Here is a 13,866-nt window from a genome sequence, read left to right on the forward strand (position 1 = left end):
TGCTTTTCTTCTATTCTGATGAATCTACTGGGCGCAATGACACATCACCGGCGACAATATTGACTTGCCCCTGTGCGGTTTGCAGTACCAGACGTCCTGATATATCGACGCCAAGCGCAGTTCCCGCCTGTAAAATTTCACCATGATCAATGATTCGTACTTCCTGATTGGCATACGCGTGTAACTGATTCCATCGCACTTGGAAAGCAGAAAACCCTTCGCGTTCAAACTGATCAAACGCCCGCGCCAATGCATTGAGCAATTGAGCAACAAGCGCATTACGATTCATGCGCGCCAGCCAGGGTGCTTCTGCAACAGCGCGTCCAAGGCTGGCCTCAAACGACGCTGACAATAACAAATTTAAACCAATACCAGCAACGATCCAGGTGCCACCATTTTTTTTAGATGCGCTTTCAATCAGAATACCTGCCAGCTTTTTACCATCACGAAGAATATCGTTTGGCCATTTCAGTTGCACTGGCAAATCGAGAGCATGCAACACCTCCGCTAAGGCAACCCCCACCGCTAAAGGCAAACCCATGAGCTCATGCGCCGCATGCGGCATCGGCCATGCAATCGAAAACATCAGCATACTACCCGCTTCCGAACTCCAGCTACGCCCTGCACGACCACGACCAGCCATCTGGTGCACTGCAAGTCGCAACACTGGCTTGTCGAGCGTATCTAAACGCGTCATCAGATCAGTATTCGTTGATCCGGTTTCTTGCACGACTTCCACATCCAACAACATCCCAAACGCATCCCGTAACGCCGCGATCTGACTGGCGTTTAGTTCGGATGAGGGTGCTGCATCGGAGGGTGGATGGCTTTGACTAGGAGAATCTGACATGGGATAACAATTAAATACTGCAACGGTGCCATGATACCTTCACGGAAGGGTTATGTCGTCTGGATTGGGCTTTTGATGGATGAGTTTGGTGATTTAAGTTGTGAATTTTGATGTTGCTTTTGACCTTCTCCGCTTAATACAAAGCAATTTGTGCTTCACGAGGGGCAATCCTACAAATTAATAAGAGAATGGTGGGTTGTACCCGCCCTTGTGCGAGGTCAACGAGGTAGACGGGCCAGCAGATTCGCGCAGCGCCCCAGTTGAGATAAAAACCAGTGGGACATAAAAAAAAGCACTGCAGATTCACTGCAGTGCTTTTTTTAAATTACGTCAGAAAAGCTTACGCTTCGCCTTCAGTCACATCCGATGCGACAACTTCTGGTGCTGGAGAAAAAATTGCTTTTTCTGCATCCAACATCGCTTGACGCTCATCTGCTTCCCACGTTTCTTTCAACTTGCGAGCACGGTGGAATGCCAGACCTGTACCAGCTGGGATCAGACGACCAACGATGACGTTTTCTTTCAAGCCACGCAGACCATCTTTTTTGCCCATGATCGCAGCTTCTGTCAGAACACGTGTGGTTTCCTGGAAGGAAGCCGCAGAGATGAACGAGTCAGTCGACAAGGATGCTTTCGTAATACCCAACAAGATATTTTCATATGTTGCAGGGATACCGTTCGCAGCAGTCACGCGATCGTTTTCACCTAACAGGTCAGAACGTTCAACTTGCTCACCAACGATGTAGTTCGTGTCGCCTGGATTAACCACAACAACGCGACGCAACATCTGACGTACGATCACTTCAATGTGCTTGTCATTAATCTTAACACCTTGCAAACGGTACACGTCCTGAACTTCATCAACGATGTAACGTGCCAACGCTTCGATACCCAACAAACGCAGGATGTCTTGTGGATCGGCTGGGCCGTCAACAATCATCTCACCCTTGTTCACCACTTGGCCGTCATGCACCAGAACTTGTTTGTCTTTGGTGATCAGGAACTCGTGTTTCTCGCCGTCCATGTCGGTGATTTCCAGACGTTGCTTACCTTTGGTTTCTTTACCAAACGCAACCGTACCAGTTACCTCAGCCAACATACCTGCATCTTTTGGTGAACGTGCTTCGAACAATTCAGCAACGCGTGGGAGACCACCGGTAATATCACGTGTTTTTTGTGATTCAGTCGGGATACGCGCCAATACTTCACCAACGTGAACTTGCTGACCGTCTTTGACGGTAATCAGCGCGCCCACTTGGAAGCCGATCGTTACTGCGTGTTCGGTACCAGAAATCTTGACTTCTTCACCTTGTTCGTTCAACAGCTTAACCTGTGGACGCAGTGTTTTACCTGCTGCGCTACCACGACGTTTCGCATCGATCGCTACCAATGTGGACAAGCCAGTGACTTCATCAACCTGTTTCGCAACAGTCACGCCTTCTTCGACGTTCTCGAATTTCACAGTACCTGTGTATTCGGTAATGATCGGACGTGTCAGTGGATCCCATGTTGCCAATGCGGTACCAGCTTTGATCACCATGCCATCTTTAACGATCAGTGTTGCACCGTAAGGTACTTTATGACGTTCACGCTCACGGCCGTGGTCGTCAGTGATCAAGACTTCGCCGGAACGGGAAATCACGATCTGATCGCCTTTACCGTTCGTCACATAACGCATCGTTGCTGTGAAACGGATCGTACCGTTGGATTTTGCTTCAACAGAAGAAGCAACCGCTGCACGAGACGCCGCACCACCGATGTGGAACGTACGCATTGTCAACTGTGTACCTGGCTCACCGATGGACTGCGCAGCGATAACACCGACTGCTTCACCAGCATTGACCATCGAACCGCGACCCAGATCACGACCGTAGCACATGGCGCACAGACCGTAACGTGTGTCACATGTCAGTGGTGTACGGACTTTCACTTCGTCGATACCCAGACGTTCGATTTCTTCAACGGACGTTTCATCGAGCAAAGTACCAGCTTCGTACAATGTTTCTTGTGTTTCTGGATTAACGATGTCGTTTGCAGCAACGCGACCCAGGATCAATTCACGCAGAGGGACGTTAACTTCACCGCCCTCAACGATCGCTTTCATGGAAGAACCGTTGGATGTACCGCAATCATCTTCAACGACAACCAGATCTTGTGTAACGTCAACCAAACGACGTGTCAAGTAACCCGAGTTTGCTGTTTTCAACGCCGTATCTGCCAGACCTTTACGCGCACCGTGGGTGGAAATAAAGTACTGCAGAACGTTCAGACCTTCGCGGAAGTTCGCTGTAATTGGTGTTTCGATAATCGAACCGTCTGGTTTCGCCATCAGACCACGCATACCTGCCAACTGACGAATCTGTGCTGCAGAACCACGCGCACCGGAGTCAGCCATCATGTAAATCGCGTTGAAGGATTCTTGTGTGCCGACAGTACCGTCACGACGTGTTACAGCTTCTACTTTCAGCTGTTCCATCATGGCCTTACCGACTTCATCACCTGTTTTGCCCCAGATATCGACCACTTTATTGTAACGTTCACCCGCAGTCACCAGACCGGAAGCGTATTGCTGTTCGATCTGTTTCACTTCGTGTTCTGCTGTTGCCAACAGAGTGACTTTTTGTGGTGGTACTAACATGTCATCGATACAGATGGAGATACCAGCGCGCGTCGCGAGGCGGAAACCCATTTGCATCAATTGATCAGCAAACACGACCGTTGCGCGCAGACCGCACTTACGGAACGATGTATCGATCAGTTTAGAAATTTCTTTTTTCTTCAACGCACGGTTCAGTACGGTGAATGGCAAGCCTTTTGGCAGAATTTCTGACAAGATCGCGCGACCAACTGTGGTTTCGTAACGTTTGATCGTTTTAACGAACTCACCAGTGACCGGATCTTTTGGATATTCAGTGATACGTACTGTCACACGTGTTGCCAGTTCAACTTCTTTGTTGTCCCAGGCACGCAGCGCTTCAGATACGTCTGGGAACATCATGCCCTCGCCCTTGCCATTGATGGCTTCGCGAGAACCGTGATACAGACCCAAAACGATATCTTGAGAAGGCACGATAGACGGTTCGCCGTTGGATGGGAACAGAATATTGTTGGATGCCAGCATCAATGTGCGTGCTTCCATCTGTGCTTCGATAGACAATGGAACGTGAACCGCCATCTGATCACCGTCGAAGTCGGCATTGAACGCCGCGCAAACGAGTGGGTGCAACTGGATCGCTTTACCTTCAATCAATACTGGCTCAAATGCTTGAATACCCAAACGGTGCAATGTAGGTGCACGGTTCAACATGATTGGATGTTCGCGAATGACTTCTTCCAGAATATCCCAAACAACAGGTTCTTGGATTTCAACCAGTTTTTTCGCTGCTTTGATCGTTGTTGCCAGACCCATCAATTCCAATTTATTGAAAATAAATGGTTTGAACAGTTCTAATGCCATCAATTTTGGCAGACCGCATTGATGCAATTTCAGCTGTGGACCAACCACAATAACGGAACGACCGGAGTAATCAACACGCTTACCCAGCAAGTTCTGACGGAAACGACCGCCTTTACCTTTAATCATCTCAGCCAGAGATTTCAATGGACGCTTGTTCGCGCCAGTCATGGCTTTGCCGCGACGACCGTTATCGAGCAAGGAGTCAACTGCTTCTTGCAACATACGCTTTTCGTTGCGTGTGATAATTTCTGGTGCGCGCAATTCCATCAGGCGCTTCAGACGGTTGTTACGGTTGATCACGCGACGATACAAATCATTCAGATCGGAAGTAGCAAAACGGCCACCATCCAGCGGTACCAATGGACGCAATTCTGGCGGCAACACTGGCAACACTTCCATGATCATCCAGTCTGGCTTAATACCAGAACGTTGGAACGCTTCCAGCACTTTTAAGCGCTTGGCGTATTTCTTGATCTTGGCTTCAGATTTGGATTCTTTGAGTTCTGTACGCAGAATCTCTGCATCGCGATCGATGTCGATAGAACGCAATAATTCACGGATACCTTCTGCACCCATAAACGCAGTGAATTCATCGCCGTGCTCTTCGTATTTAGCAGCGTAGTCATCTTCAGACATGATCTGGCATTTTTTCAGCGGAGTCATGCCTGGATCGGTCACAACATAGGCTTCAAAGTACAGAACGCGTTCGATATCGCGCAATGTCATGTCGAGTACCATACCCAAGCGGGATGGTAAGGATTTCAGGAACCAGATGTGTGCAGTTGGGGACGCCAATTCAATGTGGCCCATGCGTTCACGACGCACTTTTGCCAATGTCACTTCAACGCCGCACTTTTCGCAAATCACACCACGGTGTTTCAGACGCTTGTATTTACCGCACAAGCATTCGTAATCTTTGATTGGGCCAAAAATTTTGGCGCAAAACAGACCATCACGTTCTGGTTTGAACGTACGGTAGTTGATGGTTTCCGGCTTTTTAACTTCGCCGTAGGACCAGGAACGGATTTTATCCGGTGACGCCAGACCAATTTTGATCGCGTCGAATTGTTCGTTTGGTTGGACTTGCTTGAAAAGATCGAGCAGGGCTTTCATGTATATCACTCCAGTTAAGCGCTTGAAAACGCTTGGTGGCTGAATGGTGCTGCAACAGAAGGTCTTTCGCCTTACCCTGTTCGCATAAACGGGAGAGCCGGGTCTTTCGACGCTGGTTCCGCTCATACCGGGAACGAAAATCCGCTTCCAAACTGCTGGCTAGCTGAATGACCAACGCCCGAAGCGAATTCGGGCGATGGTTTTACTACTAAATACTATCTACTACTTAAAACCCGCTGCATCGCTGTACAACGTGCAGCAGGGTTTTTTATTAATTGCGTTCGAGGTCGATGTCGATACCCAAAGAACGAATCTCTTTGACCAACACGTTGAACGATTCTGGCATGCCAGCATCGATCACGTGATCACCTTTAACGAGGTTTTCGTAGACTTTGGTACGTCCATTTACGTCATCGGACTTGACTGTCAACATCTCTTGCAAGACGTAAGACGCGCCATATGCTTCCAACGCCCAAACTTCCATCTCACCGAAACGCTGACCACCGAACTGTGCCTTACCGCCCAATGGTTGTTGAGTAACCAAAGAATAAGGACCAGTTGAGCGGGCATGCATTTTATCATCAACCAGATGATGCAGCTTGAGAACATGCATGTAACCGAGGGTTACTTTACGCTCAAACGCTTCACCAGTACGACCATCGTACAGCGTTACCTGGTTTTTCGATGGTGTCATACCGAGTTGTTGCGCGATATGGTCAGGGAAAGCCAGATCCAGCATACGACGGATTTCACTTTCGTGCGCGCCGTCAAACACCGGAGTTGCAAATGGAACACCATTTTTCAGGTTATTCGTCAATTCCAGGATCTCAGCATCAGTAAAGCCGTCGATATCTTCCGTTTTGCCAGATTCGTTATAAATCTTCTTCAGGAATTCACGCAATTCTTCAACTTTTGCTTTTGCTTTCAGCATTTCGCCGATACGCAAGCCCAGACCTTTTGCTGCCCAGCCCAGATGGACTTCCAGAACCTGACCAACGTTCATCCGCGATGGAACACCCAATGGGTTCAACACGATGTCTGCTGGAGTACCGTCGGCCATGTATGGCATGTCTTCGATAGGAACGATGCGAGAAACCACACCCTTATTACCGTGACGACCCGCCATTTTGTCACCTGGTTGCAAGCGACGTTTAACAGCCAGGTAAACCTTGACCATTTTTTGTACGCCTGGTGGCAACTCATCGCCTTGTGTCAGCTTGGTACGTTTTTCTTCGAAAGCCAGATCGAACTGATGACGTTTCTCAGCGATAGAATCTTTCATCGCAACCAATGCGTTCGCTGCTTCGTCTGATGCCAGACGAATATCGAACCAGTGGTATTTGTCGATGCTCGCCAGATACTCTTTAGTGATCTTGCTGCCTTTTGCCAGTTTAGCTGGACCGCCATCAGCGATCTTGCTATCTAACATACGCTCCAGACGCTCAAACGCATCGCCTTCAACAATACGCAACTGATCGTTCAGATCAAGGCGATAACGCTTCAACTCATCATCGATAATCTGTTGTGCACGTTTGTCGCGTTGGATACCTTCGCGTGTGAACACCTGAACGTCGATAACAGTACCAACCATGCCGGACGGCACGCGCAGAGAGGTATCTTTAACGTCAGACGCTTTTTCACCGAAAATAGCGCGCAACAGTTTTTCTTCTGGCGTCAGCTGAGTTTCACCTTTTGGTGTTACTTTACCAACCAGTGTATCGCCAGCAGTCACTTCAGCACCGATGTAGACGATACCGGATTCATCCAGACGTGCTAATTGGTTTTCAGCCAGGTTGGAGATATCACGTGTGATTTCTTCCGCGCCCAACTTCGTATCACGAGCGACAACAGACAACTCTTCGATATGAATCGATGTGTAGCGGTCATCAGCAACAACTTTTTCAGAGATCAGGATCGAATCTTCGAAGTTATAACCGTTCCATGGCATAAACGCGACCAGCATGTTTTGGCCCAGAGCCAATTCACCCATATCGGTTGACGCGCCGTCAGCCAATACGTCGCCTTTAGCAACCACGTCACCGACTTTAACGATAGGACGTTGATTGATGTTGGTATTTTGGTTGGAACGTGTGTACTTGATCAGGTTGTAGATATCTACACCGACTTCGCCAGCTTGCGCTTCAGCGTCGTTCACACGAATAACGATACGACCCGCATCGATGTAATCAACTTTACCGCCGCGCAATGCCTGTACTGTTGTACCGGAGTCAACTGCGACAGTACGTTCGATACCAGTACCGACGAATGCTTTTTCTGGACGCAAGCAAGGAACTGCTTGACGTTGCATGTTGGCACCCATCAACGCACGGTTCGCATCATCGTGTTCCAGGAACGGAATCAACGATGCCGCAACAGAAACCACCTGACCAGTCGCCACGTCCATGTACTGTACGCGTTCTGGAGATACCAGAATTGTTTCACCAGCTTGACGAGACGAAACCAGTTCATCCGTTAATGTGCCAGTACCGTCGATGGTCGCATTCGCCTGAGCGATGATATAACGACCTTCTTCGATTGCAGACAGGTAATCGATCTGGTTAGTGATCTTGCTGTCGACAACTTTGCGGTATGGTGTTTCCAGGAAACCGTATTCGTTCAAACGAGCGTACAACGCCAGCGAGTTGATCAAACCAATGTTTGGTCCCTCTGGAGTTTCAATCGGGCAAACACGACCGTAGTGAGTTGGATGAACGTCACGGACTTCAAAGCCAGCGCGTTCACGTGTCAAACCACCAGGTCCCAGTGCGGAGATACGACGCTTATGCGTGATCTCGGACAATGGGTTTGTCTGATCCATAAACTGAGACAATTGTGAAGAACCGAAGAACTCACGAATTGCAGCAGAAATTGGTTTGGAATTGATCAGATCGTGCGGCATGAGGTTATCGGCTTCAGCCTGACCCAGACGCTCTTTCACAGCACGTTCTACACGTACCAGACCAGCGCGGAACTGATTCTCAGCCAATTCACCAACGCAACGAACACGACGGTTACCTAAGTGATCGATATCATCGACTTCGCCGCGACCATTGCGCAACTCAACCAAGATCTTGATCACAGCTAACACGTCTTCGTTCGACAATGTCATCGCGCCAGTCAACTCATCACGGCCAATACGGCGGTTGAATTTCATACGGCCCACTGCGGACAAGTCGTAACGCTCTTCGCTATAGAACAAGCCATTGAACAATGCTTCAACGGAATCTTCTGTTGGCGGTTCGCCAGGACGCATCATACGGTAGATCGCTACGCGTGCAGCCATCTGATCTGCTGTATCATCTGTACGCAGCGTTTGGGAAATGTAAGCACCCTGATCCAGATCGTTTGTATACAGCGTCTGTATATCAGTTACACGCGCTTCGCGCAGACGAGCCAGCAATTCTTCTGTCAATTCGTCATTGGCGTTAGCGATCACTTCACCAGTGTCGTTGTCGATGATATTCTTCGCCAGAACACGACCTAACAAATAGTCTTCAGGTACGGAGATGTGCTTGATACCGCCAGCTTCGATTTCACGTACGTGCTTAGCGTTGATACGCTTGTCTTTGGCAACGATCAGTTTGCCTGACTTGTCTGCAATGTCAAAACGTGCAACTTCGCCACGCAGACGCTCGGCCACGAATTCCATTTCTGCGCCATCGTTGTGCAGTGTGAAATTATCAAAGACAAAGAAGTTAGCCAGGATCTGCTCATTGCTCATGCCGATAGCACGCAACAAGATCGTGACAGGCATCTTACGACGACGGTCAATACGGAAGAATAAGATATCTTTCGGATCGAATTCAAAATCCAGCCATGAACCACGGTAAGGGATGATACGTGCTGAGAACAGCAACTTACCGGAAGAATGCGTTTTACCGCGGTCGTGTTCAAAGAACACACCCGGAGAACGGTGTAACTGGGAAACGATGACACGCTCTGTACCGTTAATAACAAAAGAACCAGTCGTTGTCATCAAAGGCAATTCGCCCATGTAGACTTCTTGTTCTTTCATTTCTTTAACGACAGGCTTGGTCGGGGATTCTTTATCCAGAATCACCAGGCGTACTTTCGCACGCAATGGTGACGCATAGGTCAGACCACGCAGTTGACATTCCTTGACGTCAAATGCCGGATCGCCTAAAACGTAAGATAAGAATTCGAGACGAGCGAATCCATTGTGTGAAACGATAGGGAAAATCGAAGTGAAGGCAGACTGCAGGCCCTCATTTTTCCGATTTACCGGTGTTCTGTCTTCTTGCAAAAAGCTTTGATACGACTCGATTTGAGTCGCCAGCAAGAACGGAACGTTGTGGACGTTGGCGCGCTTCGCAAAAGATTTACGAATACGCTTCTTCTCAGTAAATGAGTAGTGCATGGACACTCCGTGAGTGACAAGGAAGGATGGAGAATTCAGGATTCCTGTCACAAAATTAAATCAACCCTGCGACAAAAAACCTCAAGTCTCAGCCCTCGGTCTTAATAAACAGCAAAACAACCCTGAATGACAAAGAAGCCAAAGAGGAATCTTCTCTTTCGAGAAGATTCCTGACTTTGACTCTGGCAAATCCGAAGATTTGCCATGTACAGCATTACTTGATTTCTGCTTTCGCGCCAGCTTCTTCCAATTTCTTTTTAGCTGCTTCAGCATCAGCTTTAGAAACTGCTTCTTTAACTGTTTTTGGTGCGCCATCAACTACGTCTTTAGCTTCTTTCAAGCCCAAACCAGTCAATTCACGAACTGCTTTAATTACGCCAACTTTGTTCGCGCCAACTTCAGCCAGAATTACATTGAATTCAGTTTGTTCTTCAACTGCGGCAGCAGCTGCACCAGCTGCAGGACCTGCAGACATTGCAGCAGCGGAAACACCAAATTTTTCTTCGAAAGCTTTAACCAGGTCGTTCAGGTCCATTACGGACATCGCGCCTACGGCTTCCAGGATATCGTCTTTGCTAATTGCCATTTGAAACTCCAATTTATTAATTACATTGATTCGGTATTTGACAGAAAGCTCTTATTCTGCGGCGGCTTCAGTAGCTTCAGCTACTGGTGCTGCTGGAGAATCGGATTCTTTCTTTGCGGAAAGTGCTGCCAGAGCACGTGCGAATGCAGATACAGGAGCCTGCATCATACCCAACACTTGTGCCAACAGTACTTCACGAGCAGGAATGCTTGCCAATGCGACAACGCCAGCTTTATCCAGCGATTTGCCTGCATAGTTACCCGCTTTAACAACCAGTTTGTCATTGCTTTTTGCAAAGTCTTGAATAACTTTAGCAGCAGCAACAGCATCTTCCGAGATCGCATAGATCAACGGGCCGGTCATTTCAGAAGCGAGACTTGCAAATACAGTTCCCTCAACAGCGCGACGTGCAAGTGTGTTTTTCAACACGCGCATGTAAACGCCTTGAGCACGTGCAGAAGCACGTAATTGCGTCAAATGACCGACCTGGATGCCACGATATTCAGCCACGACGATAGTCTGAGCAGTTGCAACTTTTGCAGAGACTTCAGCGACGACGGCTTTTTTGTCATTCAGATTGAGACTCACGGTCAACCTCCATTAATGATACTCAGTCGGTACATCGGAATGATGCACTTCCCTCATATCGTTTCGAACACGGCGTCCGAAGTTAGGAGTTTCACTGGCGAACCAGTATTCACTACAAAACTTATTCGGGTACACCATCTGCGTTGGGCTCTGTCGATTACTCTTCAGATGTTTAACTTAAACCTTGATTTAAGCCCCACGGTCTTTGACACTCTGGATGTTCATTTCAAAACATCCAGCCCAAAGATGCGCCCTGTGCTTTTCAGCACAGGGACTTAATTTTTTACTTAACCCAGATTTGCGTGATCAACACGTACGCCTGCACCCATCGTAGATGAGATAGAGACTTTACGCAGATACACACCTTTACTGGAAGCTGGCTTAGCTTTGTTCAATGCTTCGATCAGAGCAACCAAGTTAGATTTCAAATCACCATCAGCAAACGACTTACGGCCGATTGTTGTGTGAATAATACCTGCTTTGTCTGTACGATATTGAACTTGACCTGCTTTAGCATTTTTAACTGCTGTTGCAACGTCTGGAGTTACTGTACCAACTTTCGGGTTAGGCATCAGACCACGTGGACCCAACACTTGACCCAATGTACCAACGATACGCATAGTGTCTGGAGAAGCGATCACAACGTCGAATGGCATATCGCCACCTTTGATGCGTTCAGCCAAATCTTCCATACCAACGATATCTGCACCAGCTGCTTTAGCTTCTTCAGCTTTTGCGCCTTGTGCGAATACCGCTACGCGTACAGTTTTACCTGTACCAGCTGGCAATACTACCGCGCCACGAACAACTTGATCCGATTTCTTAGGATCAACACCTAATTGTACGGAAACGTCGATAGATTCGTTGAATTTTGCTGTAGCGCATTCTTTGATCAACGCAATAGCGTTATCAAATGGGTACACTTTCAGACGATCAACTTTAGTTGCGAGCAACTTTGCTTTTTTAGATAACTTAGCCATTACAGACCCTCCACCGTGATGCCCATAGAGCGAGCGGAACCAGCGATTGTACGCACTGCTGCGTCCATATCAGCTGCTGTCAAATCAGCGCGTTTTACTGTCGCGATTTCTTCAGCCTGCGCACGAGTGATCTTACCAACTTTGTCAGTATGTGGCTTAGCAGAACCTTTAGTGATGCCAGCTGCTTTTTTAATCATGTAAGTTGCTGGAGGCGTCTTCATCACGAAAGTGAAAGACTTGTCAGCAAATGCAGTGATCACAACAGGAATCGGCATACCTGGTTCCATACCTTGGGTCTGTGCATTAAATGCTTTGCAGAATTCCATGATATTCAAACCACGTTGACCCAACGCTGGGCCGATTGGTGGGGATGGATTTGCTTTACCAGCTGGCACTTGCAGCTTGATAAAACCAATAATTTTCTTTGCCATGTTAGGCTCCTTCATTAATTGAGTAGTAGCGCCCAACAACATCTCGCGATACTGACGGGCTCCTCTGCCTGCTTACTGATTAGTTTTAAAAAATTACTTTTTAGCGTACTAACCAACGATATTCTGTACAACGATATTTCTTTGAATGAGACTCAGACTTTTTCAACCTGAGCAAATTCCAACTCAACTGGTGTTGCACGACCAAAGATCGTTACCGTCACACGTACTTTAGATTTCTCGTAATTCACTTCTTCAACGTTGCCATTGAAATCTGTGAATGGACCTTCTTTAATACGGACAATTTCACCAACTTCGTACAATACTTTTGGTCTTGGTTTCTCAACACCATCTTGCATCTGCTGCAAAATTTTATCTACTTCATGCTGAGGAATCGGCGAAGGTTTATTTGACTTACCACCGATAAAACCTGTTACCTTGCTTGTGTTTTTTACCAAGTGCCATGTATCGTCAGTCATTTCCATTTCAACGAAAACATAGCTTGGGAACAAGCGACGCTCAGTAACTGCTTTACGGCCGTTACGAACCTCAATAACTTCTTCTGTTGGCACCAAAATACGACCAAACAGATCTTGCATCTCTGCGCGCTCAATACGCTCTACCAAAGCACGATGAACACTTTTCTCCATGCCTGAGTATGCATGTACTGCATACCATTTTTTAGCACTTTTAGGTACAGACACCTCTGGTGCTGTACCTTGTTCGTTTTCCTGAATGTTATCGCTCATTATTTTTTCCATCCGAGGATTACGTCATACAACAAGAACTCGAGAAACTTATCAGTTCCCCAGAGAAAAATCGCCATAATCAACACAAAGCCAAATACCACTGCTGTGATCTGACCGGCTTCTTTGCGTGTAGGCCAAACAACTTTTTTAGTTTCGCGAACAGCTTCTTTTGCAAACTCAACAAAATTTCTGCCCATTTCGGAAACAGCAACCAATGCAACAGCAACAGCCAAACCTACAACTAGTGCAGCAACCCGAACCCAGGTAGACTGACCGGCAAGAATATAAAAAGCAGCAATTCCAGAAACCAGCGCAGCAACTGCCAAGATGACTTTGAACTTGTCATTGGAAGTACTTACAGTTTGTACGGAATGATTAGACATACTTAATTTACTTTCGGTGCCCTACGGCCTTGATGGTGGCAGGGGCGGTAGGAATCGAACCTACAACCTTCGGTTTTGGAGACCGACGCTCTGCCAATTGAGCTACACCCCTACTGCTTGTTACCACTTGATCAACATAGCGACCTTGGCAAGTCGCTATGTTGTTTTACAACTAAATTTATTACTCGATGATCTTAGCAACAACGCCCGCACCAACAGTACGACCTCCTTCACGGATAGCGAAGCGCAAGCCTTCTTCCATCGCGATCGGGTTGATCAGTTTTACTGTGATAGATACGTTATCGCCTGGCATGACCATTTCTTTGTCTTTTGGCAACTCGATCGAACCAGTGA

Annotated in this window: 9 protein-coding genes, 1 tRNA gene and 1 pseudogene; all 11 read right to left on the reverse strand. The window is 47.6% G+C overall.

Going from position 1 to position 13,866, the window contains the following annotated elements; translation table 11 throughout:
* Positions 1–10: 10 nt before the first annotated feature.
* Positions 11–850, reverse strand: coding sequence for a biotin--[acetyl-CoA-carboxylase] ligase (locus ACO0KV_RS15115; protein WP_423043492.1), 840 nt, complete (start codon positions 848–850; stop codon positions 11–13).
* Between the two features lie 340 nt (positions 851–1,190).
* Complete coding sequence (gene rpoC, locus ACO0KV_RS15120) at positions 1,191–5,420, reverse strand: DNA-directed RNA polymerase subunit beta' (protein ID WP_423043494.1); 4,230 nt, start codon at positions 5,418–5,420, stop codon at positions 1,191–1,193.
* Between the two features lie 271 nt (positions 5,421–5,691).
* Complete coding sequence (rpoB, locus tag ACO0KV_RS15125) at positions 5,692–9,798, reverse strand: DNA-directed RNA polymerase subunit beta (RefSeq protein WP_423043496.1); 4,107 nt, start codon at positions 9,796–9,798, stop codon at positions 5,692–5,694.
* 214 nt (positions 9,799–10,012) lie between these two features.
* Positions 10,013–10,384: a 50S ribosomal protein L7/L12 gene (gene rplL / locus ACO0KV_RS15130; RefSeq protein ID WP_423043498.1), complete on the reverse strand. Its 372-nt coding sequence runs from the start codon at positions 10,382–10,384 to the stop codon at positions 10,013–10,015.
* 51 nt (positions 10,385–10,435) lie between these two features.
* Entirely contained in the window at positions 10,436–10,972 is a 537-nt protein-coding gene (rplJ, locus tag ACO0KV_RS15135) for a 50S ribosomal protein L10 (protein ID WP_423043499.1), read from the reverse strand.
* A gap of 287 nt (positions 10,973–11,259) precedes the next feature.
* Entirely contained in the window at positions 11,260–11,952 is a 693-nt protein-coding gene (rplA, locus tag ACO0KV_RS15140) for a 50S ribosomal protein L1 (protein ID WP_186913847.1), read from the reverse strand.
* Positions 11,952–12,383: a 50S ribosomal protein L11 gene (gene rplK, locus ACO0KV_RS15145; RefSeq protein ID WP_186913846.1), complete on the reverse strand. Its 432-nt coding sequence runs from the start codon at positions 12,381–12,383 to the stop codon at positions 11,952–11,954. Before rplK ends, rplA begins: the two co-directional genes overlap by 1 nt.
* Positions 12,384–12,535: 152 nt before the next feature.
* A complete protein-coding gene (gene nusG, locus ACO0KV_RS15150; RefSeq protein ID WP_423043501.1) occupies positions 12,536–13,129 on the reverse strand; it encodes a transcription termination/antitermination protein NusG in 594 nt (197 codons plus the stop codon).
* Positions 13,129–13,512 (reverse strand): preprotein translocase subunit SecE, encoded by a 384-nt coding sequence (gene secE / locus ACO0KV_RS15155; RefSeq protein ID WP_423043503.1) that lies wholly within the window; start codon positions 13,510–13,512, stop codon positions 13,129–13,131. Before secE ends, nusG begins: the two co-directional genes overlap by 1 nt.
* A gap of 36 nt (positions 13,513–13,548) precedes the next feature.
* Positions 13,549–13,624, reverse strand: a tRNA-Trp gene (locus ACO0KV_RS15160).
* Positions 13,625–13,693: 69 nt separating this feature from the next.
* Positions 13,694–13,866, reverse strand: a pseudogene (gene tuf / locus ACO0KV_RS15165) (elongation factor Tu); the annotation flags it as partial.

This window comes from Undibacterium sp. RuRC25W, assembly GCF_049339825.1.
Taxonomy (GTDB): domain Bacteria; phylum Pseudomonadota; class Gammaproteobacteria; order Burkholderiales; family Burkholderiaceae_D; genus Undibacterium.

What these genes read in the sequence shown, in the direction of transcription:
- rpoB (WP_423043496.1), bottom strand. Translation starts at nt 9,798, where the DNA reads ATGCACTACTCATTTACTGAGAAGAAGCGTATTCGTAAATCTTTTGCG.
- rplA (WP_186913847.1), bottom strand. Translation starts at nt 11,952, where the DNA reads ATGGCTAAGTTATCTAAAAAAGCAAAGTTGCTCGCAACTAAAGTTGAT.
- rplK (WP_186913846.1), bottom strand. Translation starts at nt 12,383, where the DNA reads ATGGCAAAGAAAATTATTGGTTTTATCAAGCTGCAAGTGCCAGCTGGT.
- ACO0KV_RS15115 (WP_423043492.1), bottom strand. Translation starts at nt 850, where the DNA reads ATGTCAGATTCTCCTAGTCAAAGCCATCCACCCTCCGATGCAGCACCC.
- nusG (WP_423043501.1), bottom strand. Translation starts at nt 13,129, where the DNA reads ATGAGCGATAACATTCAGGAAAACGAACAAGGTACAGCACCAGAGGTG.
- rpoC (WP_423043494.1), bottom strand. Translation starts at nt 5,420, where the DNA reads ATGAAAGCCCTGCTCGATCTTTTCAAGCAAGTCCAACCAAACGAACAA.
- rplL (WP_423043498.1), bottom strand. Translation starts at nt 10,384, where the DNA reads ATGGCAATTAGCAAAGACGATATCCTGGAAGCCGTAGGCGCGATGTCC.
- secE (WP_423043503.1), bottom strand. Translation starts at nt 13,512, where the DNA reads ATGTCTAATCATTCCGTACAAACTGTAAGTACTTCCAATGACAAGTTC.